The sequence below is a fragment of the Serratia proteamaculans genome (genome assembly GCF_946227095.1).
GTDB lineage: Bacteria > Pseudomonadota > Gammaproteobacteria > Enterobacterales > Enterobacteriaceae > Serratia > Serratia proteamaculans_E.
On the sequence record NZ_CAMISV010000014.1, the window covers coordinates 1 to 26,000 of the forward strand.

Annotated in this window: 24 protein-coding genes; 16 read left to right on the top strand and 8 right to left on the bottom strand. The window is 54.1% G+C overall.

The window, feature by feature from the left end:
* The first annotated feature begins 438 nt into the window (after window positions 1–438).
* Together OC597_RS22085 and mdtD are read left to right on the top strand one after the other, a co-directional pair.
* Window positions 439–1,128, top strand: a complete 690-nt coding sequence (locus tag OC597_RS22085) for a FadR/GntR family transcriptional regulator (protein ID WP_085120100.1) — start codon at window positions 439–441, stop codon at window positions 1,126–1,128.
* Window positions 1,129–1,194: 66 nt separating this feature from the next.
* Window positions 1,195–2,610: a multidrug transporter subunit MdtD gene (gene mdtD / locus OC597_RS22090; RefSeq protein ID WP_129937729.1), complete on the top strand. Its 1,416-nt coding sequence runs from the start codon at window positions 1,195–1,197 to the stop codon at window positions 2,608–2,610.
* Here mdtD and rbsR read toward each other — a convergent pair.
* The 7 genes from rbsR to kup all read right to left on the bottom strand — a co-directional run bounded on the left by rbsR (window position 2,607) and on the right by kup (window position 10,467).
* Entirely contained in the window at window positions 2,607–3,608 is a 1,002-nt protein-coding gene (gene rbsR, locus OC597_RS22095) for a ribose operon transcriptional repressor RbsR (protein ID WP_262210496.1), read from the bottom strand. The two genes, mdtD and rbsR, sit on opposite strands and share 4 nt — an antisense overlap.
* Before the next feature lie 5 nt (window positions 3,609–3,613).
* Window positions 3,614–4,540, bottom strand: a complete 927-nt coding sequence (rbsK, locus tag OC597_RS22100; protein ID WP_261285657.1) for a ribokinase — start codon at window positions 4,538–4,540, stop codon at window positions 3,614–3,616.
* A gap of 67 nt (window positions 4,541–4,607) precedes the next feature.
* Window positions 4,608–5,495 carry a ribose ABC transporter substrate-binding protein RbsB gene (gene rbsB / locus OC597_RS22105; protein ID WP_085120130.1) on the bottom strand — a complete coding sequence of 296 codons (888 nt, stop codon included), beginning with the start codon at window positions 5,493–5,495 and terminating at the stop codon, window positions 4,608–4,610.
* Between the two features lie 24 nt (window positions 5,496–5,519).
* Window positions 5,520–6,485, bottom strand: a complete 966-nt coding sequence (rbsC, locus tag OC597_RS22110) for a ribose ABC transporter permease (protein ID WP_261285658.1) — start codon at window positions 6,483–6,485, stop codon at window positions 5,520–5,522.
* A 6-nt stretch (window positions 6,486–6,491) separates the two neighbouring features.
* The gene (rbsA, locus tag OC597_RS22115) at window positions 6,492–7,997 is read right to left on the bottom strand and encodes a ribose ABC transporter ATP-binding protein RbsA (protein WP_261285659.1); all 1,506 of its coding nucleotides are present in this window, start codon (window positions 7,995–7,997) and stop codon (window positions 6,492–6,494) included.
* Window positions 7,998–8,004: 7 nt separating this feature from the next.
* Window positions 8,005–8,424, bottom strand: a complete 420-nt coding sequence (rbsD, locus tag OC597_RS22120; RefSeq protein ID WP_099065709.1) for a D-ribose pyranase — start codon at window positions 8,422–8,424, stop codon at window positions 8,005–8,007.
* A gap of 174 nt (window positions 8,425–8,598) precedes the next feature.
* Window positions 8,599–10,467, bottom strand: coding sequence for a low affinity potassium transporter Kup (kup, locus tag OC597_RS22125; protein WP_099064408.1), 1,869 nt, complete (start codon window positions 10,465–10,467; stop codon window positions 8,599–8,601).
* 283 nt (window positions 10,468–10,750) lie between these two features.
* Here kup and ravA point away from each other — a divergent pair, with 283 nt between their 5' ends.
* Together ravA and viaA are read left to right on the top strand one after the other, a co-directional pair.
* On the top strand, window positions 10,751–12,259 hold the full coding sequence (gene ravA / locus OC597_RS22130) for an ATPase RavA (RefSeq protein WP_262210501.1): 1,509 nt from the start codon (window positions 10,751–10,753) through the stop codon (window positions 12,257–12,259).
* Window positions 12,260–12,261: 2 nt separating this feature from the next.
* Window positions 12,262–13,725 (top strand): ATPase RavA stimulator ViaA, encoded by a 1,464-nt coding sequence (gene viaA / locus OC597_RS22135; RefSeq protein WP_261255816.1) that lies wholly within the window; start codon window positions 12,262–12,264, stop codon window positions 13,723–13,725.
* A 3-nt stretch (window positions 13,726–13,728) separates the two neighbouring features.
* Here viaA and asnA read toward each other — a convergent pair whose 3' ends face one another.
* A complete protein-coding gene (asnA, locus tag OC597_RS22140) occupies window positions 13,729–14,721 on the bottom strand; it encodes an aspartate--ammonia ligase (RefSeq protein ID WP_262210503.1) in 993 nt (330 codons plus the stop codon).
* A 155-nt stretch (window positions 14,722–14,876) separates the two neighbouring features.
* On the opposite strand from asnA, the gene asnC reads away from it, so the two are divergent.
* The 12 genes from asnC to atpD all read left to right on the top strand — a co-directional run bounded on the left by asnC (window position 14,877) and on the right by atpD (window position 25,983).
* Complete coding sequence (gene asnC / locus OC597_RS22145; RefSeq protein WP_262210505.1) at window positions 14,877–15,338, top strand: transcriptional regulator AsnC; 462 nt, start codon at window positions 14,877–14,879, stop codon at window positions 15,336–15,338.
* Window positions 15,339–15,435: 97 nt separating this feature from the next.
* Window positions 15,436–15,876 (top strand): FMN-binding protein MioC, encoded by a 441-nt coding sequence (mioC, locus tag OC597_RS22150; protein WP_262210506.1) that lies wholly within the window; start codon window positions 15,436–15,438, stop codon window positions 15,874–15,876.
* 382 nt (window positions 15,877–16,258) lie between these two features.
* Complete coding sequence (mnmG, locus tag OC597_RS22155; protein ID WP_262210507.1) at window positions 16,259–18,148, top strand: tRNA uridine-5-carboxymethylaminomethyl(34) synthesis enzyme MnmG; 1,890 nt, start codon at window positions 16,259–16,261, stop codon at window positions 18,146–18,148.
* Window positions 18,149–18,284: 136 nt separating this feature from the next.
* Window positions 18,285–18,905, top strand: coding sequence for a 16S rRNA (guanine(527)-N(7))-methyltransferase RsmG (gene rsmG / locus OC597_RS22160; RefSeq protein ID WP_262210509.1), 621 nt, complete (start codon window positions 18,285–18,287; stop codon window positions 18,903–18,905).
* 640 nt (window positions 18,906–19,545) lie between these two features.
* The gene (gene atpI, locus OC597_RS22165) at window positions 19,546–19,929 is read left to right on the top strand and encodes a F0F1 ATP synthase subunit I (RefSeq protein ID WP_261260053.1); all 384 of its coding nucleotides are present in this window, start codon (window positions 19,546–19,548) and stop codon (window positions 19,927–19,929) included.
* 21 nt (window positions 19,930–19,950) lie between these two features.
* Window positions 19,951–20,727, top strand: coding sequence for a F0F1 ATP synthase subunit A (gene atpB / locus OC597_RS22170; protein ID WP_261260052.1), 777 nt, complete (start codon window positions 19,951–19,953; stop codon window positions 20,725–20,727).
* Window positions 20,728–20,776: 49 nt separating this feature from the next.
* Complete coding sequence (gene atpE / locus OC597_RS22175; RefSeq protein WP_004093904.1) at window positions 20,777–21,016, top strand: F0F1 ATP synthase subunit C; 240 nt, start codon at window positions 20,777–20,779, stop codon at window positions 21,014–21,016.
* Between the two features lie 57 nt (window positions 21,017–21,073).
* Complete coding sequence (gene atpF, locus OC597_RS22180; protein WP_004950476.1) at window positions 21,074–21,544, top strand: F0F1 ATP synthase subunit B; 471 nt, start codon at window positions 21,074–21,076, stop codon at window positions 21,542–21,544.
* Window positions 21,545–21,558: 14 nt separating this feature from the next.
* Complete coding sequence (gene atpH / locus OC597_RS22185) at window positions 21,559–22,092, top strand: F0F1 ATP synthase subunit delta (RefSeq protein WP_085120114.1); 534 nt, start codon at window positions 21,559–21,561, stop codon at window positions 22,090–22,092.
* Between the two features lie 12 nt (window positions 22,093–22,104).
* Window positions 22,105–23,646 (top strand): F0F1 ATP synthase subunit alpha, encoded by a 1,542-nt coding sequence (atpA, locus tag OC597_RS22190; protein ID WP_085120115.1) that lies wholly within the window; start codon window positions 22,105–22,107, stop codon window positions 23,644–23,646.
* A gap of 58 nt (window positions 23,647–23,704) precedes the next feature.
* Window positions 23,705–24,568 carry a F0F1 ATP synthase subunit gamma gene (gene atpG / locus OC597_RS22195; protein ID WP_085120116.1) on the top strand — a complete coding sequence of 288 codons (864 nt, stop codon included), beginning with the start codon at window positions 23,705–23,707 and terminating at the stop codon, window positions 24,566–24,568.
* A 32-nt stretch (window positions 24,569–24,600) separates the two neighbouring features.
* Complete coding sequence (gene atpD / locus OC597_RS22200; protein WP_085120117.1) at window positions 24,601–25,983, top strand: F0F1 ATP synthase subunit beta; 1,383 nt, start codon at window positions 24,601–24,603, stop codon at window positions 25,981–25,983.
* Window positions 25,984–26,000 lie beyond the last annotated feature (17 nt).

The window sequence follows — 26,000 nt, forward strand, 5'->3', positions numbered from 1 at the left end:
ACTTATTGCTTGGTCACTCTTCAAGACTTGATATTTTTTCGAACCCGAAGGTTCTGGATATCGTCTTGTGGAGTGCCCACACAGATTGTCTGATAAATTGTTAAAGAGCAGTGAGTTAGCCGCCGTAGCTTGCTATCTCGAGGTGGCGTATATTACGCTTTTCACCTGAAGAGTCAAGCGTTTATTTCGCTTTTCTCTTCCTGACCCGGCGACTTGGTTCTCGTTAGAGGAGTCGTTGTTCCCGGTCAGTGGAGGCGCATTATAGGGAGTTCTCAGAAGGCCGCAACCCCTAAATGCAAAAAACTTTTCAAGCGCGGATTTTTTCGGCAAAGCGCTGCACAAGTCAGCGTTTTCGTCACTTTTTCCGGTAAACAGCCACAAAAACTGGCGATCCGTAGCGTAAAATAAGAGTAACAATGTCAGTAAGGACTCGCAGCCATGCAATTTAATGCTCAACAACAGGCCGCCCAACGCAATCTTTCTTATCTACTTGCAGAAAAACTCGGCCAACAAATTCTGGCAGGCGATTATCAGGCCGGCAGTATCCTGCCCGGAGAGATGGAACTGGGGGAACAATTCGGCGTTAGCCGCACGGCAGTACGCGAAGCGGTGAAGATGCTGGCGGCCAAAGGCATGTTATTGCCCCGGCCGCGCATCGGGACCCGTGTCATGCCGCAAAGCCAGTGGAACTTTCTCGATCAGGATTTACTGACCTGGTGGATGACCAAAGAAAACTTCGATCAGGTCATGCAGCACTTCCTTATCTTACGTACCTCTCTGGAACCTCAGGCCTGCTCACTGGCCGCAGCCAATGCCAACACACAGCAAACTACACGGCTGGCTGAACTGATGGCGGAAATGCGCGCCCTGCATATCCAGTTTGACCGGGAACACTGGATCCAGGTGGATACCCAGTTCCACCAGCTCATCTATGAAGCCAGCGGCAATCCCTTTCTGACCTCATTCGCCAATCTGTTCAGTTCGGTGTATCAAAGTTACTTCCGCGCCATCACCGGTAACGAGGTGATTAAGCTCCAGCACCATCAGGCCATCGTCGATGCGATACTTGCCGGCGACAGCGCAGAGGCATTAGCCGCCTGCCAGGTTTTACTTAGAGAGAAAGACTAACGTATCCCTGCTTATATATAGAAAAAAGATGAAAGGGACGAAGACGACAGTTAACCGGGACTCACAATGACTAAATCCGCGCGCAGTATGGCAGGGCTACCCTGGATCGCCGCCATGGCGTTCTTTATGCAGGCACTGGACGCCACCATCCTCAACACGGCTTTGCCGGCGATAGCCCAAAGTCTTGAGCGGTCACCGTTGGCGATGCAGTCAGCGGTTATCAGCTATACCCTGACGGTAGCGATGCTGATCCCGGTCAGCGGTTGGCTGGCAGATCGCTTCGGTACCCGCCGGGTGTTTATCGTGGCGGTTTCGCTGTTTACTCTCGGTTCGCTGCTGTGTGCGCTTTCCCCGACGTTAAGCCTGCTGGTAACTTCACGCGTTATTCAGGGAGTCGGCGGAGCGATGATGATGCCGGTAGCGCGATTGGCGCTGCTGCGTGCTTATCCGCGCAGCGAACTGTTGCCGGTGCTGAATTTCGTGACCATGCCGGGGTTGGTTGGGCCGATCATGGGGCCGATGCTGGGCGGCTGGCTGGTGACCTACGCCACCTGGCACTGGATTTTCCTTATCAATATCCCGATTGGCCTGCTCGGCATCTTCTATGCACGTAAATATATGCCGGACTTCACCACCCCCAAGCGCCGCTTCGACTTTATTGGCTTTATGCTGTTTGGCCTGAGCCTGGTGTTGGTTTCTACCGGGCTTGAGCTGTTTGGTGAGCAGGTGCTGGCCAGCTATATCTCACTGGGCATTCTGCTCAGTGGCGTGGTGATGCTGTTCGGCTATATCGTCCATGCCCGCAGGCACCCTCAACCCCTGATTGGTCTGGATCTGTTCCAGACCCGAACCTTCTCGGTGGGTATTGCCGGCAACGTCGCTTCACGGCTGGGCACCGGCTGTGTGCCGTTCCTGATGCCACTGATGCTGCAGGTGGGTTTCGGTTACTCGGCAATTATTGCCGGCTGTATGATGGCGCCGACCGCCGTCGGTTCATTAATGGCGAAATCCACCGTCACTCAGGTGCTACGTTGGTTCGGCTATCGTAAAACTCTGGTGGGTATCACCGTCATTATTGGCGTGCTGATTGCTCAGTTCGCGCTGCAAAGCCCGGGAATGCCGCTGTGGTTGATGATCCTGCCGTTGTTCGTACTGGGGATGGCGATGTCGACGCAATTCACCGCCATGAATACCATCAGCCTGGCAGATTTGAACGACGCCAATGCCAGCTCCGGCAACAGCGTGCTGGCCGTGACTCAACAGCTTTCTATTAGCTTCGGGGTGGCGATCAGCGCGGCAGTGTTGCGTTTCTATCAAACCATGTCGCTGGGGACCATGGTCGATCACTTCCACTACACCTTTATCACCATGGGGATTGTCACTGTGGCGTCGGCATTTGTGTTTATGCTGCTGAAAAGAAAGGACGGGCGTAACCTGATCAGCGGTCGGGAACCAAAAAAACCGGCTAAAACCGCAGGCTAACGATAACCGACCGAGGCGCGTTCCACCAGCTCAGGGGTCAACACCAGGATCTGGGCTTCGCGTTCCGGGTTCTGCAGGCGATGAATCAGCGTATCGATCGCCAGTTCCCCCAGTGAATCTTTCGGTTGGTGAATGGTACTTAAGGGTGGCGCCAGATATTTGGCCAGTTCGATATCATCGTAGCCCATCACTGCCATGTCCTGCGGCACCGATAGCCCAGCCTGATACAGCGCCTGATAAGCGCCAACGGCAACTGCATCGTTACCGGCAAACACGGCATGTGGCGGCTCGGCCAGTGCCAGCAGTTGCTTCATGGCATCCACACCGCCTTCAAATTCAAAATCGCAGTGCACTTCGTATCCCGGCAAGATGGTCAACCCGGCGCGTTGCATGGCGCGACGGTAGCCTTCCAGCCGATGGCGTGCGGTAGTTTTATCCTGCGGACCGGCGATACAGGCAATCTTGCGATACCCACGGGCGATCAGGTGATCGGTCGCCATCTCACCGCCCAGCAGCGAGTTATCCTGGATGATATCGTTGGCCCCTTCGAACGGCGCCCAATCCATCATGACTATCGGTAACGAAGGATAGCGGCTCAGCGCGTCCTGCGATGGCCGATGATTTTCGGTACACATCAACAACAAGCCATCGACGCGCTTTTGCAGCAGCGTCTCCATGTTGCGATTCATGCGCGCGGCATCTTCTTCGGTATTGCACAGGATCAGGCTGTAACCACGCTCATAGCAACTGCGCTCAACGCCACGCACGACTTCGGCATAAAACGGGTTATTGCTGGAAGTCACCAGCATGCCGATGGTGCGCGTCTGGTTCAGTTTGAGGCTGCGCGCCAGGGCAGAAGGCGCATAGTTCAGCTGTTCAACGGCCGCCATGACTTTGGCTCGCACGCTGTCGCTGACAAAGCGATTGTCATTAATGACGTGCGAGACCGTCGAAGTTGAAACGCCCGCCAGACGGGCGACGTCTTTCATGGTGGCCAAAGGGATTACTCCTGCTGCTGCAAGAAGGTGTCGATCTCTTCGCGCCAGGGCACAGAAGGCTGGGCTCCGGGACGAGTCACCGCTATGGCCGCCGCCGCATGGGCAAAGCGCACGGCATCTGCCATCACCTTCCCTTCCAGCAGTGCCGTGACCAGCGCCCCGTTGAAGGTATCGCCGGCAGCAATGGTATCTACCGCTTTAACCTTGAAGCCAGGCACCAGCTTACCCTTACCGTTCTCACTCAGCCAAACGCCACGGCTGCCGAGGGTGATGATCACCGTGGCAATGCCTTTATCATGCAAAGCCTGTGCGGCACGCGCGGCATCATCATCATTATTGACCGCAATACCGGTCAGGCGCTGGGCTTCGGTTTCGTTTGGCGTAATCATATCGATCATGGCCAATAATTCGTCCGGCAGTTCACGTGCCGGCGCAGGATTGAGGATCACCTGCGTTTGATGCTGTTTCGCCAGGCTGGCGGCAGCGATAACCGTCTCCAGCGGCGACTCGAGCTGCATCAGCAGTGCGTCGGCGTCGATCACCTTTTGCTGATAGCGAGCCAGATAGTCAGGAGTCACTGCGGCATTGGCACCGGCATCAATCCCGATCACATTCTCGCCTTCGGCATTAACAAAAATCAGCGCGACGCCGGTGGTACTGTCGGCTATCGCCTCTATCGGTTGGGTATCAATGCGATCGGTCGCCAACTGCTGACGGACACGTTCTCCGATGTCATCAGCGCCCACGCAGGCGATAAAAGCGATATCCGCGCCGCTGCGGCCTGCCGCCACCGCCTGGTTGGCGCCTTTACCGCCAAACGCCACTTTATACTGCTTCCCGATCACCGTTTCACCCGGTTGGGGAAACTGCTCAATATTAAGGATATGGTCGGCATTGATACTGCCCAGAACCACCAGCTTACCTGTTGCCATCGCATTGATTCCTGAATTGCGCGCCATCATAAACGCCCCGTTTTGATGGCGCTGGTGCTACAGAGTGTTATTTAGTGACCAGCTTCAGATCAACCGGGATAGTGGCCGGCACTTTTTCGCCTTTCAACACTTTATCCGCCGTTTCCACACCAATCACGCCGATCTGATCCGGACGCTGCGCCACGGTCGCTGCCAGTTTGCCGCCTTCAACCGCCTTCACGCCGTCAGCGGTGCCGTCGAAGCCTACCACGACCACGTCGGTTTTACCGGCGGTTTGCAGCGCACGCAGTGCACCCAGCGCCATTTCATCGTTCTGGGCAAACACCGCCTGCACGTCCGGATGAGCGGTCAGCAGGTTCTGCATCACGTTCAGGCCTTTGGTACGGTCGAAGTCTGCCGGCTGGCTGGCCAGCAGTTTGAATTTGTTCTGATCCAGTGACTGTTTAAAGCCTTCGCCACGTTCACGAGCGGCGGAGGTACCGGCGATCCCTTCCAGCTGGATCACTTTAGCGTCTGCGCCCACTTTCTTGGCAATAAAGTCACCGGCCATTTTACCGCCGACGCGGTTATCCGAAGCGATGTGGCTGACTACTTCACCTTTGCTTGCCACACGGTCCAGGGTGATAACCGGGATCTTGGCCTGATTGGCCATCTTGATAGCGTTGCCAACCGCATCGGAGTCAGTTGGGTTAATCAGCAGTAACTTAGGTGCCTGCACCATCAGATCCTGCACGTTCGCCAGCTCTTTCGCCGGGTTGTTTTGTGAGTCCAGCACCACCAGGTTGTAACCCAGCTTATTGGCTTCCTGCTGTGCGCCCTCTTTCATTGAGACAAAGAACGGGTTGTTCAGGGTAGAAACCACCAGCGCGATGGTGTCTTTAGCCAACGCGTTAGCACTCAGGGTGGCGCTCAGCGCGAAGGCTGAAGCCAGAATTGCCAGTTTTTTCATTTTCATCATCGTGATTCCTGTAGGGGGAGGTTATTTGTTGCTTTTGTTCTCTACCAGAACCGCCAGCAGTATCACCACTGCCTTCACGATCATTTGGTAGTAGGAAGAAACACCCAGTAAATTCAGGCCGTTGTTCAGGAAGCCAAGGATCAGCGCCCCGATCAACGTACCGACAATGCGGCCCTTGCCACCGGCCAGGCTGGTACCACCCAGCACTACCGCAGCAATGGCATCCAACTCATAGCCGGTCCCGGCGGTCGGTTGCGCGGAGGACAGGCGCGCCACTTCGATCACCCCCGCCAGCGCCGCCAACAGTCCACAAAGCGAATAAACGATAATCTTCACTTTATCGACGCTGATGCCGGACAGTCGGGTCGCCGCTTCGTTACCGCCCAGGGCATAAATATAGCGACCCAGACGGGTATGGTGCAGCATGTACCAGGCGGCGATAAACACGACCGCCATGATCCAGATCGGGGTAGGTACCCCCAGCGGGCGGCCAATACCGAACCAGCCGAAGGTATCGGCCACGTCGGTAAAGCCGGTGTTCACCGGGCTGCCGTTGGTGTACACCATGGTGACACCGCGCAACAGCAGCATCATCACCAAAGTAGCGATAAACGCCTGTACCTTGCCTTTGGCCACGATCACCCCGGTACAGGCGCCAACGGCCGCCCCCAATGCCAGAGCCGCCGCCACCGCCACCACCGCGTTAATTTCGAAACCGACGATCGACGCCGCCACCGCGCCGGTCAGCGCCAACAGCGATCCCACCGACAAATCGATGCCGGAGGTCAGGATCACCAGCGTCATCCCCACCGCCATAATGGCGTTCACTGAGGTTTGCTGCAGAATATTGAACAGGTTGTTTACGGTGAAGAAATTCGGGCTCATGGAAGAGACCACGGCGATCAGCACCAGCAGAGCAATCAGTGATTTCTGCTCTAACAGCCACTCTTTACTGAACCAGCGCTTTGCCACACTCTGGGAACTCATATCTGATTACTCCTGCTTTACGCCGTATTGCTTGCCAACGGCCGCAGCCATCAACGCTTCCTGGGTGGCCTGTTCAATCGGGAATTCACCGCTGAGGTGTCCTTCGTGCATCACCAGGATGCGGTCGCTCATGCCCAGCACCTCCGGCATTTCCGAAGACACCAGAATGATGCTCAGCCCTTCCTGCTTGAACTGGTTGATTAACTGGTAGATTTCTTTTTTAGCGCCCACATCGACGCCACGCGTCGGTTCATCGAGGATCAACACCTTTGGCCGTGTCATCAGGCCACGGGCGATCGCCACTTTCTGCTGGTTACCGCCGGAGAGCAGACCAATCGGCTGCTCCATTGACGGCGTCTTGATATTGAACAGGCGGATGAAATCGCCCACGGCCTGCTGTTCTTCTGCCTGTTTCAGGCTGCCACCGGCCCGGCTGAAATAACGCAGTGCCGTCAGCGACATGTTTTCCTTTACCGACATCCCCAGCACCAGGCCATCGCGCTTGCGGTCTTCGGAGATATACACGATGCCGTTCGCCAGACCGTCCTGCGGCGAATGGGTAACCACCGAGCGGCCGTCGAGGCTGACGGTACCGGCTTTACGCGGCGCGGCACCGTAGAGGATTTTCATCAGTTCGGTACGCCCGGCGCCCATCAGGCCGGCCACGCCAAGAATTTCGCCCCGGTACAGGGTAAAACTGACGTCATCCACACCCGGACCGGAAACCTGGCTGACTTCCAGCCGTTTTTCGCCCCGTGGCTGATTCAGACGCGGGTACTGTTCTTCCAGCTTGCGGCCGACCATCATTTCTATCAGCGAATCTTCCTGAAGCTCACTGACCGGTCGCTCGGCGATAAACTGCCCGTCACGAAACACCGTGACGTCATCGCAAATTTCAAAGATCTCTTTCAGCCGGTGCGAAATATAAACAATGCCGCGCCCTTCGGCTTTGAGTTCGTTGATCACTTTAAATAAAGAAGCGGTTTCCGTGTCAGTCAGCGCATCCGTCGGTTCATCCATAATGATGACTTTGGATTCGAAGCTCAGCACCTTGGCGATTTCCACCATTTGCTGATCGCCAATCGACAACTCACCCACCAGCCGGTGGCTGCTGTAACTCAGGTTCAACCGCGCCAACAGTTTGTCCGCTTCGGCATACATGCGCTTCCAGTCGATGCGGCCGATGCGGTTAACAAACTCACGCCCGAGGAAGATGTTTTCCGCGATCGTCAACTGCGGGATCAGGTTTAGTTCCTGATGGATAATGCCAATGCCCGCTTCCTGTGAATCTTTTGGCCCGTTGAATGCCACCTCTTTACCGAGAAAATACTGACTGCCGGCGTCCTTGTTATAAATGCCGGTCAGGACTTTCATCATGGTGGATTTCCCGGCGCCGTTTTCCCCCACCAGCGCCATCACCTTACCGGGATAAACGCTGAGCGCGGCGCCGGAAAGCGCCTTCACGCCGGGAAAGGCTTTATCTATCCCTTTCAGTTGCAGTAAAGGTTGCATAAATGCCTCAGAAAGTTACGCCGGCACAGAGGATCACATTCGCGTACGGCGAGCATTCCCCGCTGCGGATCACTGCCCGACTGTGTTCAGTTTGCGCTTTAAACGCACTGTGGCTGATATAACTCACGCTGATGGTATTTCCCTGGTGTTGGCCAAGTTCAGTCAGTTGAGCCAACAACGCGTGGTGGAGCTGCGGATTATGTTTAACTATCTCTTCCGCCAGGATGGCGCTCTCTACCTGCATTTCCTGTGTTACTACCCCGACCACTTGCAAAAATGTCGGTACGCCCTGGGTCAACGCCAGATCGATACGCTGCGTGGCCGCCGGAATGGGCAGCCCCGCATCACAGATGGCGATCTGGTCGGTATGGCCGAGACGGGAAACCACGGCAGAAACATCAGCATTCAGCAGCACGCCTTTTTTCATCTTCTTCTTCTCACTCCACCAGCGAAACGTTTCGCTTATGTCTGGAGTTTAAAAAAACGCCAACAGAAGGCAACCGGGACAGTGCAGAAGTGTGATCGTCATCGAAACGTTTCGCTCGTGTTACCGAGAACATAAACAGAAAGGGCCCAGCTATTGCTGAGCCCTTGAGGGGAATTAAATCTCGACCTGGGTGCCCAGTTCGATTACCCGATTGGGGGGTATCTCAAACTGGTCCGGCGCACGTAGCGCGTTGCGGCTCAGTGCAATAAACAGTTTGCCGCGCAGGAACAGGTACCACGGCCGCTTGGTCAGGATCAACGACTCATGCGACATAAAGAACGAGGTTTCCGTCATCCGACAGGGCAGCCCTTCCAGGCCGCAGCGGTGGAACACTTCCTCAACGTTCGGCGTTTCACGCCAACCGTAACTGGCCACTACCCGCCAGAAGGTCGGCGAAAGCTGTTCGATGGTCACCCGCCGTACGTTATGGACATAAGGGGCATCCTCGGTACGCAGCGTCAACAGCACCACCCGCTCATGCAGTACTTTGTTGTGCTTCAGGTTATGCAACAGCGCAAAAGGGATCACGTTGATGGCGCGAGACATAAAGACCGCGGTGCCAGGCACCCGCACCGGCGGCGATTTCTCCAGCGAGGCGATCATCGCTTCAAGGGAATTGCCGTGTTCGTGCATGCGGCGCAGCAGGCGGAAACGTTCGCTCTTCCAGGTGGTCATGATGATGAACATCACCAGCGCTAACAGCAATGGCAACCAACCGCCAGAGAACAGCTTCAGGGCGTTGGCCGCGAACATCGGCACATCGATAATCAGCAGGATAACCAGAATGCCGACGGCGAAGAAACGGTTCCAGTGCCAGTTTTTGATCGCCACCGAAGTCACCAGAATACTGGTCAGCACCATGGTACCGGTCACGGCGATACCGTAGGCCGCCGCCAGGTTGCTGGAGTGTTCGAAACCGATAATCACCAGCACTACCGCGATATACAGCGTCCAGTTAATCACCGGGATATAGATTTGACCGGATTCCATCTCCGAAGTATGGATGATACGCATCGGTGACAGGTAACCCAGACGCACCGCCTGGCGAGTCAGTGAGAATACGCCGGAGATCACCGCCTGCGAGGCGATGACCGTAGCCAGCGTCGCCAGAATCAATAGCGGGATCAACGCCCAATCCGGCGCCAGCAGGAAGAACGGGTTCTTGATGGCCTCCGGATTTTTCAGCAGCAAGGCGCCCTGGCCAAAGTAGTTCAGCACCAGCGATGGTAGCACCACGGTGAACCAGGCCAGGCGGATAGGGAATTTACCAAAGTGCCCCATGTCGGCGTACAACGCCTCAACGCCGGTGATCGACAGCACTACCGCACCCAGCGCAAAGAACGACACCTTCTTATATTCAATAAAGAAGTTCAGCGCCCATTTCGGGTTTAACGCCTGCAAGACTTCTGGATTCGCCATGATGCTGCGTGCGCCCAGCACCGCCAGAACGATAAACCACAGCAGCATCACCGGTGCGAACAACTTACCCACGCTGCCGGTACCGTGTTTCTGAATGGCAAACAGCACCGTCAGCACCAGGATGGAAAGGGGAACAATATAGCCATCAAGCGACGGCGCTGCGATTTCCAACCCTTCTATCGCCGACATCACCGATATCGCCGGAGTGATCACCACCTCGCCATAGAAAAAGCTGCCGCCAATCAAGCCCAATATCACCAACACGGCGGTGGTACGCGCCGAAGTATGACGCCCTGCCAGCGACATCAGCGTCAGGATGCCCCCTTCACCGGCGTTGTCCGCCCGCATGACGTAGGTAAGGTACTTAAGGGAAACAATGATGATTAACATCCAGAAGATCAGCGACAGAAAGCCGAAAACCACATCTGGACGAACATCGAAGCCGTAATGGCCGGAGAAACACTCTCGAAGAGTATAGAGAGGGCTGGTGCCGATATCACCGTAAACCACCCCAATTGCCGCCAGGGTTACCGCCGATAAGGACTGTTTATGCTCTGCGCTCATAATTCGTTTCTTTATTAGAACATCCGTTAGCGATGCATCCGCATCAGCCAGAGATACGGGCTCTAAGATCCGTTACGCCCACTAAAAGGCGCACAGTATGCACGATTTATACTGCTTGCCTATCCTTATATCAGACCCTAAAAATAAACAAAATGTGAACCAGGCGCTCTTTTGATAATAGAAAGATTTTACTAATCAACAAGCTATACCATTAAAAATAATGGTGGTTTATCATCGGATTATCCACCAAGATTGGCTAACACTCGGACAACACGACAATAATATGGCGCCATCATCTCTTCTGGCAGAACGGATTTCCCGCCTCAGCAGCGCGCTGGAGAGCGGTCTTTATGAACGACAGGATGCCATTCGCCTGTGTTTGCTGGCGGCGCTCAGCGGTGAAAGCGTGTTTCTGCTTGGCCCACCGGGCATCGCCAAAAGCCTGATTGCGCGCCGGTTAAAATTCGCCTTTCGCAGCGCGCGTTCATTTGAATATCTGATGACGCGTTTCTCAACCCCGGAAGAAGTCTTCGGCCCCTTGTCGATCCAGGCGTTAAAAGACGAAGGCCGCTATCAACGCCTGACCGCCGGCTATCTGCCGGAAGCGGAAATCGTGTTTCTGGATGAGATCTGGAAGGCCGGCCCGGCGATCCTCAATACCCTGCTGACGGCGATCAATGAGCGTCGTTTCCGCAACGGTAACACCGAAGAACCGATCCCGCTACGGCTGCTGGTCACCGCCTCCAACGAACTGCCGGAGGCCGACAGCAGTCTGGAAGCCCTGTACGATCGCATGCTGATACGCCTGTGGTTAGACAAAGTGCAGGACAAACAGAATTTCCGCTCACTGTTGGTCAGTCGCCAGAACGAGAATGAAAATCCGGTGCCTGAAGCATTGAGCGTCAGTGATGAGGAGTATCACCAGTGGCAACCGCAGATCGACAAAATCAAACTGCCCGAGACTTGCTTTGAGCTGATATTCCAGCTGCGCCAGCGGCTGGATGCATTGGATAATGCCCCTTACGTCTCCGATCGTCGCTGGAAAAAAGCGTTGCGACTGTTACAGGCCTGCGCCTTCTTCAGTGGTCGCGATGCCGTGGCCCCGATCGATCTGCTGCTGCTGAAAGATTGCCTGTGGCACGACCTCACCTCGCTGAAATTATTGCAACAGCAAGTAGAGCAATTGCTGAACGAATCGGCTTATCAACAGCAATCGCTGCTGATCCAACTGCAACAGATCCATACCCGTTGGCTACAGCATCAACAGCAGCAGAGCGACAGTCAGGCGATCGCCCTGGTGAAAAAGGGCGGCATGTTCAGCAGAAAGCCTCAGTTTGCTCTGGCAACGCCGCTCGGCAGCGGTACCCTGACCCTGTTACTGCAAAAACCGCTGCAACTGCATGATATTCAGGTCAACCACCTGAGTATTGAAAACAGCGCGCTGGAAAACTGGCTGCAAAAAGGCGGCGACGTGCGTGCCAAGCTGAACGGCATTGGCTTTGCTCAGCAGATTGATTTGGAAGTAGACGATCAACTGCATCTGACAGTGCTGGACGTCAGCCGTCAACCTGCGCTGCTGGCCCTGCCTGGCAAACAGACCGGCGGCACGCCACAGGCGATGTTGGATGAAATGGAGCAGTTGGCGCAGCGCCTGGCGGAACAGCGCCGGTTGTTCAGTCAGCACCAACCCTGCCTGTTTACCCCCGCCGCCAGGCTGGCAAAAATTGAGGCCAGCCTGTTGCAGGTGGCGGAACAAATCAAACAGCAGCACCAGCAAATGCGCGGCCAGTAAGCATGCTCAGCCTGGAAACGCTCGATCTACTGCTGGCGATCACCGAAGGTGAGCTGATCGAGGAGATGATCATCGGCATGCTGGCGGCACCGCAGCTGTCGATTTTCTTCAAAAAGTTTCCGGCGATCCGCCGGGCGCTGGATCGCGACCTGCCGCGCTGGAAGTTGCAACTGAAAGAACGTCTCCACGAAGCCATGGTGCCGCCGGCGCTGGCGCAGGAGTTTTATCGCTATCAACAGTGCCAACTGGAGAACAACACCCAGTTCTTCCATAACCTTAACGATACCCTGGATCTGCTGCGCCAACTGGCCTCCCCCTTTTATGAACAGGCCCGCTCGCTGGTGGACGCCGCCGATCTGCCCAACCATCCGCTGGATGACAGCTTCCAAACCCTGTTCCTGCAGCGCTGGCGTATCAGCCTGACGCTGCAGGCCACCATGATGCATCACCAGCTGTTGGAACAGGAACGCGAACAGCTATTGGCGGAGCTGCAGGAACGTCTCGCGCTGAGTGGTGCGCTGGAGCCGCTGCTGTCGGAAAACGACACCGCCGCCGGACGATTGTGGGATATGAGTAAAGGCCACTTGCAACGGGGTGACTATCAACGGCTGGTGGAATACGGCAACTTCTTGCAGCAGCAGCCGGAACTGAAAAAACTGGCGCAGCAGCTTGGGCGTAGCTATGAGGCCAAGGCGGTGCAACAGCAGGATGCATTGCCCGAGCCGTACCGCGTGATGGTGCAGGTACCGGCCACGCTGCCGGAAGAGGTCAGCGGCATTCACCAGAGCGACGATATTCTGCGCCTGCTGCCGCCCGAGTTGGTCACGCTGGGCATTGAAGAGTTGGAGTTTGAGTTTTATCGCCGGCTGCTGGAAAAACAGCTGTTGAGTTATCGCCTGCAGGGCGATGTCTGGCAGGAACAGGTTCTGATCCGCCAGGTCACCCACCAGCAGCAAGATCAACAACCGCGCGGACCGTTTATCGTCTGTGTGGATACTTCAGGTTCGATGGGCGGTTTCAACGAACAGTGCGCCAAAGCCTTCTGTCTGGCACTGTTGCGCATTGCGCTGGCGGATAACCGCCGTTGCTACATCATGCTGTTCGCCAACCAGATCGTGCATTACGAACTCACTGCCGCCAGTGGTATTGAGCAGGCGGTGCGTTTTCTCGGCCAGCACTTCCGTGGCGGTACCGATCTGGCAGCCTGTCTGAATGCCACCGTTAGCAAAATGACGGAAAGCGGCTGGTTCGACGCCGACGCGGTGATCATTTCTGACTTTATTGCCCAGCGATTACCGGAAGAGATAATAAAGAAGGTCAAACAGCAGCAGCAAAACCACCAGCAACGTTTTCACGCGGTGGCGATGTCCAACTACGGCAAGCCCGGCATCATGCGCATCTTCGATCATATCTGGCGCTTTGATACCGGGTTAAAAAGCCGTTTAATGCGCCGCTGGCGGCGCTGAGTATTACAGCAGCCCTTCTACCGCCTCACGCACCTGAGGTGACCACACGCCACACTGTACCTGCCCAATGTGCGACAGTTGCAGCAACAGCATCACCAGACGCGACTGACCGATACCGCCACCGATGGTTTGTGGCATATCGCCGCGCAGCAGAGACTGATGCCATTCCAGCGCCAAACGAGCTTCATCCCCGGTTTGCGCCAACTGGCGTTTCAGTGCGCTGGCGTCAACGCGGATCCCCATAGAAGAAAGTTCGAAGGCATCCTGCAGCACCGGGTTCCATACCAGGATATCGCCGTTCAAACCGGCCAGCCCTGCTGCTGCTGGGGTGGTCCAGTCATCATAATCCGGTGCACGTACGTCATGTGATTTGCCGTGCGACAGCTTGCCACCAATCCCCATCAGGAATACCGCACCCAGCTCTTTGGTAATTGCCCGCTCACGGCCTTTGGCATCCAGCTCTGGGTAGCGTTGCAGCAGGGCTTCACTGTGAACAAAATGGATTTGTTCCGGCAGGAACGGCGTTAAGCCGTATTCGCGGCTCACTTCACCTTCGGTTGCCTTAATCGCCGCATAAATGCTGCGCACGGTGCTTTCCAGGTAATCCTGGCTGCGTTCGCCATCGCCCATCACCCGTTCCCAGTCCCATTGATCAACGTAGACCGAATGGATCGCGCTCAGACGATCTTCGTCCGGGCGCAGTGCTTTCATATGGGTATACAGGCCTTCACCGGCACCGAAGTCATAGCTGCCCAATGTTTTGCGTTTCCATTTAGCCAGCGAGTGCACCACTTCAAAGGTGGCGTCCGGCAGGGTTTTCACCTTGACCTGTACCGCTTTCTCACTGCCAGACAGGTTGTCCTGGGTACCGTCACCCAGACGACTGAGGATCGGCGCCTGCACTTCGATCAGGCCAAGCTGTTGTTCCAACTGGCGGGAGAAGAAGGATTTAACCAGGCTGATTTGTTGTTGTTTTTGAATAAACTGTTTTTTCATTGCCGTATCTCTTATAAACCTGTCTCTGTTAACAACGATTAAGCAACAGAACGGCACTACAATTCAATATCCGCTAATCAATATTGCCTTTTCACTTTTAATCGTTCATTTTGATGCGGTAATAATTCAACAATCAGCAATTAGTGGGGAATTAAATGGCTGAAAATTATCAGATCGATAATCTCGATCGCGGCATCCTTAACGCCTTGATGGAGAATGCACGTACGCCGTATGCCGAACTGGCAAAAAACTTTGGCGTCAGTCCCGGCACCATTCATGTGCGGGTAGAGAAGATGAAGCAGGCCGGTATCATCACCGGTGCGCGGGTCGACGTGAATCCCAAACGCCTGGGTTACGACGTCTGCTGTTTTATCGGCATTATATTAAAGAGTGCTAAAGACTATCCTTCCGCGCTGAAAAAGCTCGAAAGTCTGGAAGAAGTGGTCGAGGCCTATTACACCACCGGCCACTACAGCGTGTTCATCAAGGTGATGTGCCGCTCGATAGATGCGTTGCAACAAGTACTTATCAACAAGATCCAGACGATTGACGAGATCCAGTCTACTGAAACCCTGATCTCGCTGCAGAACCCCATCATGCGTACCATCACTCCCTAGCCAACTAATTACTATACCCATATTATCCACAGGTAGATCCCAGCCGATTCACAGCGTACAATGCTGCCACTTTGAGAAGGCTGGGATCATTCATTTCATGGCAGACATTACTCTGATCAGTGGCAGTACGCTTGGCAGTGCCGAGTACGTAGCCGAGCACCTGGCTGAAAAGCTGGAAGCGGCAGGCTTTACGACCGAGACTCTGCACGGCCCTGAATTGGATGAATTGACCCTGTCCGGACGCTGGCTGGTGGTGTCTTCTACCCACGGTGCCGGCGATTTACCGGATAACCTGCAACCGCTGCTGGAACAAATAGAAGAACAGCTTCCTGATTTATCTCAGGTGCAGTTTGGTGCAGTCGGTTTAGGCAGCTCTGAATACGATACTTTCTGTGGTGCGATCCAACGGATCGACGATCTTCTGACTGCTCGTGGAGCGAAAAGGATCGGCGATCGGCTCGAGATCGACGTGACTGAACACGAAATTCCTGAGGATCCAGCAGAGGAATGGGTGAAAAATTGGATTAATTTACTCTAATTTGTTCAAAGATCACCCGAACGATTGTGGATAACTATGCTTAAAAGCAGGGTAAAAGCAGTAGTTATCCCAATAACAACCTTAGGTCGCTTTTTGTCCTGTGCATAACATGCCATTTAGATCCCAGCTTATAAGCCATAGGATCACCGATCATTCACAGCTAACGATCCTCCTTAATTAGCTGATCTCAATCGCGAATAATCACTTATCCACAGAAGATCGCGATCCTAATAAGAGATCTAATAAAGAGATCTTTAAATAAAAAGATCTTCTTTTAATTACTCAAGGATCCTGACCACTTGGTCGATCGACTAAACTTGAGTAGAATCCTCCACCCCAGGGCAATACAACGATCGTTCGCAATACGACGAGGTGCAGTTCCATGTTTTATCCAGAGCAATTTGACGTCATCATCATCGGTGGTGGCCATGCCGGTACCGAAGCCGCTATGGCTGCGGCACGTATGGGACGTCAGACTTTATTACTGACTCACAATATCGATACGCTGGGGCAAATGTCTTGCAACCCGGCGATTGGCGGTATTGGTAAAGGGCATCTGGTTAAGGAAATTGATGCACTTGGCGGGCTGATGGCCACGGCGATCGATCATGCCGGCATCCAGTTTAGGATACTAAACGCCAGCAAAGGCCCTGCGGTACGAGCCACCCGAGCTCAGGCTGACCGAGTGCTGTATCGCCAAGCGGTACGTACTGCCCTGGAGAACCAGCCAAACCTGATGATCTTCCAGCAGCCCGTCGAAGATCTGATTGTGGAAAACGATCGCGTTGTCGGCGCTGTTACCCAAATGGGGCTGAAATTCTGCGCCAAGGCGGTCGTGCTGACCGTAGGCACCTTCCTGGACGGCAAGATCCATATCGGCCTGGAAAATTACAGCGGTGGCCGTGCCGGGGATCCTCCGTCGATCTCGCTTTCACAGCGACTGCGTGAATTGCCTTTGCGGGTTAACCGCCTGAAAACCGGTACGCCACCGCGTATCGATGCACGCACCATTGATTTCAGCGTACTGGCACCGCAACACGGTGACACACCGATCCCGGTATTTTCGTTCATGGGCAACGCCGCACAACACCCGGAACAAATGGCGTGCTACATCACCTACACCAACGAAAAAACCCATGACGTGATCCGTAATAACCTCGATCGCAGCCCGATGTACGCCGGGATCATCGAAGGGATCGGACCACGCTACTGCCCGTCGATCGAAGACAAGGTGATGCGCTTTGCCGATCGTAACGCACACCAGATCTTCCTCGAACCGGAAGGCCTGACCAGCAATGAAATTTATCCAAACGGCATCTCCACCAGCCTGCCGTTTGACGTACAGATGCAGATCGTTCGTTCGATGGAAGGGATGCAGAATGCCCGGATCATTCGACCTGGCTATGCCATCGAATACGATTTCTTCGATCCCCGTGATTTGAAACCGACGCTGGAAAGCAAATTTATCCAGGGCCTGTTCTTCGCCGGCCAGATCAACGGCACCACCGGTTACGAAGAGGCGGCTGCACAAGGCCTGTTGGCCGGTCTGAATGCCGGACGTTACGCCAACGAAGACGAAGGCTGGTCGCCACGTCGCGATCAGGCTTATCTGGGTGTGCTGGTGGACGACCTCAGCACCCTGGGCACCAAAGAGCCGTACCGCATGTTCACTTCACGCGCCGAATACCGCCTGATGCTGCGTGAAGACAATGCCGATCTGCGCCTGACGGAAAAAGGCCGCGAACTGGGCCTGGTTGACGATGCCCGCTGGGCACGCTTTAGCGAAAAGCTGGAGCGCATCGAACTGGAACGCCAGCGCCTGCGTGATATCTGGATGCACCCGCACGCCGAGAACGTCGAGCAGGTAAACGCGCTGCTGAAAGCACCGCTGTCGCGTGAGGCCAACGGTGAAGAACTGCTGCGCCGTCCGGAAGTGGATTACACCCAATTGACCTCCGTTGCGGCATTTGCTCCACCGCTGACCGATACCCAGGCCGCCGAGCAGGTTGAGATCCAGGTGAAATACGAAGGCTACATTGTTCGTCAGCAGGAAGAGATCGAAAAACAGCAGCGCAATGAGAACACCGTGCTGCCGCTGGATCTCGATTACCAGCAGGTTTCTGGTCTGTCGAATGAAGTGATCGCCAAGCTCAATGACCACAAACCGAACTCTATCGGCCAGGCTTCACGCATCTCCGGCATCACACCGGCAGCGATCTCCATTTTGCTGATTTGGCTGAAAAAACAGGGACTGCTGCGCCGCAGCGCATAAATCCCGTTTTTGGGTGGCCGTTTGTTGATTTGATGAGCAAACGGCCGCTGACATCGTTTCGGACCTGAATTATCATGGCCACCTCCTTGGCCAGCCCTACCTGGCTTGCCGTTTCGCGCCAGTCTGAGGACCCGTTGTGCAGAAAAAATTAGATTCGTTGCTCAAAGCGGCAGGTATTGCGCTTCCCAATCGGCAAAAACAACAGCTGCTGGGCTATGTCGGCATGCTGGATAAGTGGAACAAGGCGTATAACCTCACTTCGGTGCGTGATCCACAACAAATGCTGGTGCGCCATATTCTCGACAGCATCGTGGTCAACCCACATCTGCAGGGCAGCCGTTTTATCGATGTTGGCACCGGCCCTGGCTTGCCAGGCATTCCGCTGGCGATTGTTCGCCCTGATTCCCATTTCACCTTGCTTGACAGCCTGGGCAAGCGCGTGCGCTTCCTGCGTCAGGTACAGCATGAACTGGGCCTGACTAACGTTGAGCCGGTACAGAGCCGTGTTGAGGCTTTCCCCGCTGAACCGCCGTTTGACGGCGTCATCAGCCGTGCCTTTGCTTCGCTGCAGGATATGCTTACCTGGTGTCACCATTTGCCGGCGAAAGGGCAGGGGCGTTTCTACGCGCTGAAAGGGGTACGTCCGGATGAAGAGCTGGCACAGTTGCCTGAAGGCATCGAACTGGAGTCGGTAGTTCGTCTGCAGGTACCGGAACTCGAAGGTGAACGTCACCTGGTGGTACTTAAGGCAAACTGAGTTTGTTTTTGATCAAGTAAGCGCGAATTAAAATACAGTGGCCATGGTTAAAGTAAGCAGGCTAATCAATGGGCGGTTTTTTTAGTTAATTTACTTTTTATTAACACAAAAATAGCCGCTAATTGGCGACAATGAGGTAATTGCAGATCGTAATAGTTACGTTAGCAACGATAAGTGAAGGTTCCTGCTTTGCTGCTAATGTTAATTAACTGTTGGAGTATTATCCCCGAAGCTGTCAATAAAAGGTTTTTAGTGGGTATACGGATTGTTTTTGAACAGTTAACTTGTAATATTCTGATTTATAATATCTTTTTGATCGCCCGATTTGCTAAAGACGCTTTAACCGACCCTGGGCTATAAATCAGAAATAGGTATTATTGTGAGCAACTACACGTTTCTTACTGTAACACTGGAATAATCAGACAATTAAATGAGCCCTATTATTCCGACCGTTTTCTTGTGAAAATAGCCTGAAATGGGAGAATTTAAATAATTGTTCACCTTTTCGCTACTTATCGATTGAATTCGTTGGTATGCCCCGTATAATTTGCTCGTTTTTTGCTGCTTGACTCAGAGCAGTAAAGAAAGTTTTATACGTCACTCAGCATACCCCCTCAGGGGTACGGAGAGAACAAACGTCATGTCTGTGTCCCTTTACAGCGGAAAAGTTGCTCGCAAATTGCTGTTTCTGCAGTTAATGACTTTTGTTCTGATCAGCGCTGCTTTCGGTCTGAAAAGCCTCGAATGGAGCGGTTCGGCACTGGCAGGTGGTCTCGCCGCCTGGTTGCCGAGTACCATGTTTATGCTGTTTGCCTTGCGCCATCAGGCGCAGACGCCGGCACCCGGTCGGGTTGCCTGGTCGTTCGCCATCGGCGAGGGCTTAAAGGTCTTGATCACCATAGTTTTGTTGATCGTGGCGCTTGGGGTGTTCAAAGCGGCGTTTTTACCGCTTGGCCTGACCTATTTGGCGGTGTTAGTGGTGCAGATTGTGGCACCCGCCGTGATTAACAGTTACCGAAATTAACTAAATAAGGGTAGAGGCATCATGTCTGCAGAGGGATACAACAGTCCACAGGAGTATATCGGTCACCACCTGACGCAACTTCAGGTCGGGACTGGTTTTTGGTCGATTAACCTCGACTCGATGTTTTTCTCCGTTGTCCTCGGGGTTCTGTTCCTGGTGGTGTTCCGTCGGGTGGCCAAAAACGCCACCAGTGGCGTGCCGGGTAAACTGCAAACCGCAGTGGAACTGGTCGTTGGATTTGTCGACAGCAGCGTGCGCGATATGTACCACGGCAAGAGCAAGGTTATTGCTCCGCTGGCGCTGACGGTGTTCGTCTGGGTGTTCCTGATGAACATGATGGACCTGATCCCGGTAGACTTCCTGCCGACCATCGGGACCTGGCTCGGCCTGCCGGCACTGCGTGTGGTGCCAACGGCTGACGTGAACGTCACCCTGTCGATGGCGTTGGGCGTATTTATCCTGATTCTGTTCTACAGCATTAAAATGAAAGGCGTTGGTGGGTTCGTTAAAGAGTTAACCATGCAGCCGTTCAACCACCCAGTATTCATTCCTATCAACCTGATTCTTGAAGGTGTCAGCCTGCTGTCCAAGCCTGTTTCACTCGGCCTGCGACTGTTCGGCAACATGTATGCGGGTGAGTTGATCTTCATCCTGATTGCTGGTCTGTTGCCGTGGTGGTCACAGTGGATCCTGAGCTTGCCTTGGGCTATTTTCCACATCCTGATCATTACGCTTCAAGCCTTTATTTTCATGGTTCTGACGATTGTCTATCTGTCGATGGCATCTGAAGAGCACTGATTTTCTTAAAACACTTACACTTTTAAACTGAAACAAACTGGAGACTGTCATGGAAAACCTGAGTATGGATCTGCTGTACATGGCTGCCGCTGTGATGATGGGTTTAGCGGCAATCGGTGCTGCGATCGGTATCGGCATCCTGGGTGGTAAATTCTTGGAAGGCGCTGCACGTCAGCCTGACCTGATTCCTTTGCTGCGTACACAGTTCTTTATCGTTATGGGTCTGGTTGACGCCATCCCGATGATCGCTGTTGGTCTGGGTCTGTACGTGATGTTTGCTGTCGCGTAAGTAGAGAATTTCTCTACACTGAAACCACACTATTAACTTTTAAAGAGGCATTGTGCTGTGAATCTTAACGCAACAATCCTCGGCCAGGCCATCGCGTTCGTTCTGTTTGTCTGGTTCTGCATGAAGTACGTATGGCCGCCGATCATGGCAGCCATCGAGAAGCGTCAGGGAGAAATTGCTGACGGTCTCGCTTCTGCAGAACGTGCCAAAAAAGATTTGGACTTAGCGCAAGCCAATGCGACCGACCAGCTGAAAACTGCTAAAGCAGAAGCTCAGGTGATCATCGAGCAAGCAAACAAACGCAAAGCTCAGATCATGGATGAAGCGAAAGCGGAAGCCGAGCAGGAACGTAACAAAATCGTGGCGCAGGCTCAGGCTGAGATCGAAGCCGAACGTAAGCGCGCTCGTGAAGAGTTGCGTAAGCAAGTCGCGATGCTGGCAATTGCCGGCGCCGAGAAGATCATCGAACGTTCCGTGGATGAAGCTGCTAACAGCGACATCGTAGATAAACTGGTCGCTGAACTGTAAGGAGGGAGGGGCTGATGTCTGAATTTGTAACTGTAGCTCGCCCCTACGCCAAAGCAGCTTTTGACTTTGCCGTTGAGCATCAAAGCTTGGATCGCTGGCAGGATATGCTGGCGTTTGCTGCTGATGTCACTCGCAATGAACAGATTTCTGAACTGCTGGCTGGCGCTGTCGCGCCGGAGACGCTGTCCAGAACGTTCATCGCGGTATGTGGCGAACAACTCGACGAACATGGCCAGAACTTTATCCGTGTAATGGCCGAAAATGGACGTTTACTGGTTCTTCCTGCGGTGCTGCAGCAGTTCATCGAACTGCGCGCTTTGCTGGAATCCACCGTCGAAGTCGACGTGCTCTCTTCGAGCGCACTGAGCGACAAACAGCAGGCTAATATTGTCGCTGCGATGGAAAAACGTCTGTCACGCAAAGTTAAGCTGAATTGCAAAATTGACAAGTCTGTACTGGCCGGCGTAATTATCCGTGCTGGCGATATGGTGATTGATGGCAGCGTTCGCGGTCGTCTAGAACGCCTGGCAGACGTCTTGCAGTCTTAAGGGGACTGGAGCATGCAACTGAATTCCACCGAAATCAGCGAACTGATCAAGCAGCGCATTGCTCAGTTCAATGTGGTGAGCGAAGCTCACAATGAAGGTACTATTGTTTCCGTCAGTGACGGGATCATCCGCGTACACGGTCTGGCCGAAGTTATGCAGGGCGAAATGATCGCACTGCCAGGCAACCGTTACGCAATCGCATTGAACCTGGAGCGCGACTCCGTAGGTGCCGTGGTTATGGGTCCGTACGCGGATCTGGCCGAAGGCATGAAGGTAAAATGTACTGGCCGTATTCTGGAAGTTCCGGTTGGCCGTGGCCTGCTGGGCCGTGTAGTTAACACCCTGGGCGCACCTATTGACGGTAAAGGCCCGGTTGATAACGACGGTTTCTCCCCGGTTGAAGCTATTGCCCCTGGTGTTATCGAGCGTCAGTCCGTAGATCAGCCGGTTCAAACTGGCTACAAATCTGTTGACGCCATGATCCCAATCGGCCGTGGCCAGCGTGAGCTGGTGATCGGTGACCGTCAGACAGGTAAAACTGCACTGGCGATCGATGCGATCATCAACCAACGCGATTCCGGCATCAAATGTGTTTACGTGGCTATCGGCCAGAAAGCGTCCACCATCGCTAACGTGGTGCGCAAGCTGGAAGAGCACGGCGCACTGGCAAACACCATCGTTGTGGTTGCTACCGCGTCCGAGTCCGCTGCACTGCAATACCTGGCGCCATATGCCGGTTGTGCGATGGGTGAATACTTCCGTGACCGCGGTGAAGATGCGCTGATTGTTTATGATGACCTGTCCAAACAGGCCGTTGCATACCGTCAGATCTCCCTGCTGCTTCGTCGTCCACCAGGTCGTGAAGCTTACCCAGGCGACGTATTCTACCTCCACTCCCGTTTGCTGGAGCGTGCTGCGCGTGTTAACGCCGACTACGTTGAAGCCTTCACCAAAGGTGAAGTCAAAGGCCAAACCGGTTCACTGACGGCTCTGCCGATCATTGAAACCCAGGCAGGTGACGTTTCCGCGTTCGTTCCGACCAACGTAATCTCGATTACCGATGGTCAGATCTTCCTGGAATCCAACCTGTTTAACTCCGGTATTCGTCCGGCAGTTAACCCGGGTATCTCCGTATCCCGTGTGGGCGGTGCAGCGCAAACCAAGATCATGAAAAAACTGTCCGGTGGTATTCGTACCGCGCTGGCACAGTACCGTGAACTGGCTGCGTTCTCTCAGTTCGCTTCCGATCTGGATGATGCGACCCGCAAACAGCTGAGCCACGGTCAGAAAGTGACCGAGCTGCTGAAACAGAAACAGTATGCGCCGATGTCCGTCGCACAACAGTCTCTGGTGCTGTTTGCCGCAGAACGTGGCTTCCTGAACGACGTTGAAGTCGCGAAAGTCGTGAGCTTCGAAGCCGCGCTGGTTGCTTACGCAGACCGCGAGCATGCCGAGTTGCTGAACCACATCAACCAAACTGGCAATTTCAACGATGAGATCGAGGGCAAGCTGAAAGGCATCCTCGAGACCTTCAAGAAAACCCAGTCCTGGTAACGCTCAGCGGCCTGCAGTTGTAAGACAGCAGGCCGTCTGGCAATGAGGAGAAGCAGACATGGCCGGCGCAAAAGAGATACGTAGTAAGATCGCGAGCGTGCAAAACACGCAAAAGATCACTAAAGCGATGGAAATGGTCGCCGCATCCAAAATGCGTAAATCGCAGGAACGCATGGCGGCCAGCCGTCCTTATGCAGAGACCATGCGCAAAGTGATTGGTCACCTTGCGTTAGGTAATCTGGAATATAAGCACCCGTACCTGGATGAGCGTGATGTTAAGCGCGTCGGGTATCTGGTGGTGTCTACTGACCGTGGTCTCTGTGGTGGCTTGAACATTAACCTGTTCAAGCGGCTGTTGTCAGAGATGAAAGGCTGGTCCGAAAAAGGTGTCGAAACTGATTTGGCACTGATTGGCTCTAAAGCGGCTTCTTTCTTTGGTTCCGTGGGCGGCAACGTGGTTGCCCAGGTTACCGGCATGGGGGATAACCCTTCCCTGTCGGAGCTGATCGGCCCGGTGAAAGTGATGCTGCAAGCCTACGACGAAGGTCGTTTGGACAAGCTGTACATTGTCAGTAACAAATTTATCAATACGATGTCCCAAGAACCACAGATCGTTCAGCTGCTGCCGTTGCCGCCTGCCGATGACGGTGAGCTGAAGAAAAAATCTTGGGATTACCTGTATGAACCCGATCCAAAAGTGCTGCTTGATACCTTGCTGCGCCGCTATGTGGAATCTCAGGTTTATCAGGGCGTCGTGGAAAACCTGGCCAGCGAGCAGGCCGCACGAATGGTAGCGATGAAAGCCGCAACCGATAACGGCGGTAGCCTGATCAAAGAGCTGCAGTTGGTATACAACAAGGCTCGTCAGGCCAGCATCACTCAGGAACTCACCGAGATCGTTTCGGGAGCCTCCGCGGTTTAAGCTAGGTTTACGAATTACGTAGAGGATTCAAGATGGCTACTGGAAAGATTATCCAGGTAATCGGCGCCGTAGTGGACGTCGAGTTCCCTCAGGATGCCGTACCAAAAGTGTACAACGCTCTTGAGGTAGAAAACGGTACCAATAAGCTGGTGCTGGAAGTTCAGCAACAGTTGGGCGGTGGCGTGGTTCGCTGTATCGCAATGGGGACCTCTGATGGTCTGCGTCGCGGTCTGAAAGTGACTGACCTGGACCACCCGATTGAAGTACCGGTAGGTAAAGCTACCCTGGGCCGTATCATGAACGTATTGGGTGAACCAATCGACATGAAAGGCGATATCGGCGAAGAAGAACGTTGGGCAATTCACCGTCCAGCGCCAAGCTACGAAGATTTGGCCAACTCCCAGGATCTGCTGGAAACCGGTATCAAGGTTATGGACCTGATCTGCCCGTTCGCCAAGGGTGGTAAAGTCGGTCTGTTCGGTGGTGCGGGCGTAGGCAAAACTGTAAACATGATGGAGCTGATCCGTAACATCGCGATCGAGCACTCCGGTTATTCCGTGTTTGCAGGCGTGGGTGAGCGTACTCGTGAGGGTAACGACTTCTACCACGAGATGAACGACTCCAACGTACTGGATAAAGTATCCCTGGTTTACGGCCAGATGAACGAGCCACCGGGTAACCGTCTGCGCGTTGCTCTGACCGGTCTGACCATGGCGGAGAAATTCCGTGACGAAGGCCGTGACGTTCTGCTGTTCGTTGATAACATCTACCGTTATACCCTGGCCGGTACCGAAGTGTCCGCACTTCTGGGCCGTATGCCATCGGCGGTAGGTTATCAGCCAACGCTGGCGGAAGAGATGGGCGTTCTGCAAGAACGTATCACCTCTACCAAGACCGGTTCTATCACTTCCGTACAGGCCGTTTACGTCCCTGCGGATGACTTGACTGACCCGTCACCAGCCACCACCTTTGCTCACTTGGATGCAACTGTGGTACTGAGCCGTAATATCGCTTCTCTGGGTATCTACCCGGCCGTTGACCCGCTGGATTCCACCAGCCGTCAGCTGGATCCGCTGGTAGTTGGCCAGGAGCACTACGATGTAGCGCGTGGCGTGCAGTCCATTCTGCAACGCTATCAGGAACTGAAAGATATTATCGCAATCCTGGGTATGGACGAGCTGTCTGAAGAAGACAAACTGGTCGTATCCCGTGCGCGTAAAATCCAACGCTTCCTGTCTCAGCCGTTCTTCGTGGCAGAAGTCTTCACCGGTTCTCCGGGCAAGTTCGTATCGCTGAAAGACACCATTCGTGGTTTCAAAGGCATTATGGACGGCGACTATGACCACCTGCCTGAACAAGCGTTCTACATGGTTGGCACCATTGAAGAAGCAGTGGAAAAAGCCAAGAAACTGTAACGTCTTGAGAGGAGGGT

Coding starts and splice junctions, on each gene's coding strand:
- OC597_RS22085 (WP_085120100.1), top strand. CDS start 439: ATGCAATTTAATGCTCAACAACAGGCCGCCCAACGCAATCTTTCTTAT.
- mdtD (WP_129937729.1), top strand. CDS start 1,195: ATGACTAAATCCGCGCGCAGTATGGCAGGGCTACCCTGGATCGCCGCC.
- rbsK (WP_261285657.1), bottom strand. CDS start 4,540: ATGGCAACAGGTAAGCTGGTGGTTCTGGGCAGTATCAATGCCGACCAT.
- rbsB (WP_085120130.1), bottom strand. CDS start 5,495: ATGAAAATGAAAAAACTGGCAATTCTGGCTTCAGCCTTCGCGCTGAGC.
- rbsC (WP_261285658.1), bottom strand. CDS start 6,485: ATGAGTTCCCAGAGTGTGGCAAAGCGCTGGTTCAGTAAAGAGTGGCTG.
- rbsA (WP_261285659.1), bottom strand. CDS start 7,997: ATGCAACCTTTACTGCAACTGAAAGGGATAGATAAAGCCTTTCCCGGC.
- rbsD (WP_099065709.1), bottom strand. CDS start 8,424: ATGAAAAAAGGCGTGCTGCTGAATGCTGATGTTTCTGCCGTGGTTTCC.
- kup (WP_099064408.1), bottom strand. CDS start 10,467: ATGAGCGCAGAGCATAAACAGTCCTTATCGGCGGTAACCCTGGCGGCA.
- ravA (WP_262210501.1), top strand. CDS start 10,751: ATGGCGCCATCATCTCTTCTGGCAGAACGGATTTCCCGCCTCAGCAGC.
- viaA (WP_261255816.1), top strand. CDS start 12,262: ATGCTCAGCCTGGAAACGCTCGATCTACTGCTGGCGATCACCGAAGGT.
- asnA (WP_262210503.1), bottom strand. CDS start 14,721: ATGAAAAAACAGTTTATTCAAAAACAACAACAAATCAGCCTGGTTAAA.
- asnC (WP_262210505.1), top strand. CDS start 14,877: ATGGCTGAAAATTATCAGATCGATAATCTCGATCGCGGCATCCTTAAC.
- mioC (WP_262210506.1), top strand. CDS start 15,436: ATGGCAGACATTACTCTGATCAGTGGCAGTACGCTTGGCAGTGCCGAG.
- mnmG (WP_262210507.1), top strand. CDS start 16,259: ATGTTTTATCCAGAGCAATTTGACGTCATCATCATCGGTGGTGGCCAT.
- atpI (WP_261260053.1), top strand. CDS start 19,546: ATGTCTGTGTCCCTTTACAGCGGAAAAGTTGCTCGCAAATTGCTGTTT.
- atpB (WP_261260052.1), top strand. CDS start 19,951: ATGTCTGCAGAGGGATACAACAGTCCACAGGAGTATATCGGTCACCAC.
- atpE (WP_004093904.1), top strand. CDS start 20,777: ATGGAAAACCTGAGTATGGATCTGCTGTACATGGCTGCCGCTGTGATG.
- atpH (WP_085120114.1), top strand. CDS start 21,559: ATGTCTGAATTTGTAACTGTAGCTCGCCCCTACGCCAAAGCAGCTTTT.
- atpA (WP_085120115.1), top strand. CDS start 22,105: ATGCAACTGAATTCCACCGAAATCAGCGAACTGATCAAGCAGCGCATT.
- atpG (WP_085120116.1), top strand. CDS start 23,705: ATGGCCGGCGCAAAAGAGATACGTAGTAAGATCGCGAGCGTGCAAAAC.
- atpD (WP_085120117.1), top strand. CDS start 24,601: ATGGCTACTGGAAAGATTATCCAGGTAATCGGCGCCGTAGTGGACGTC.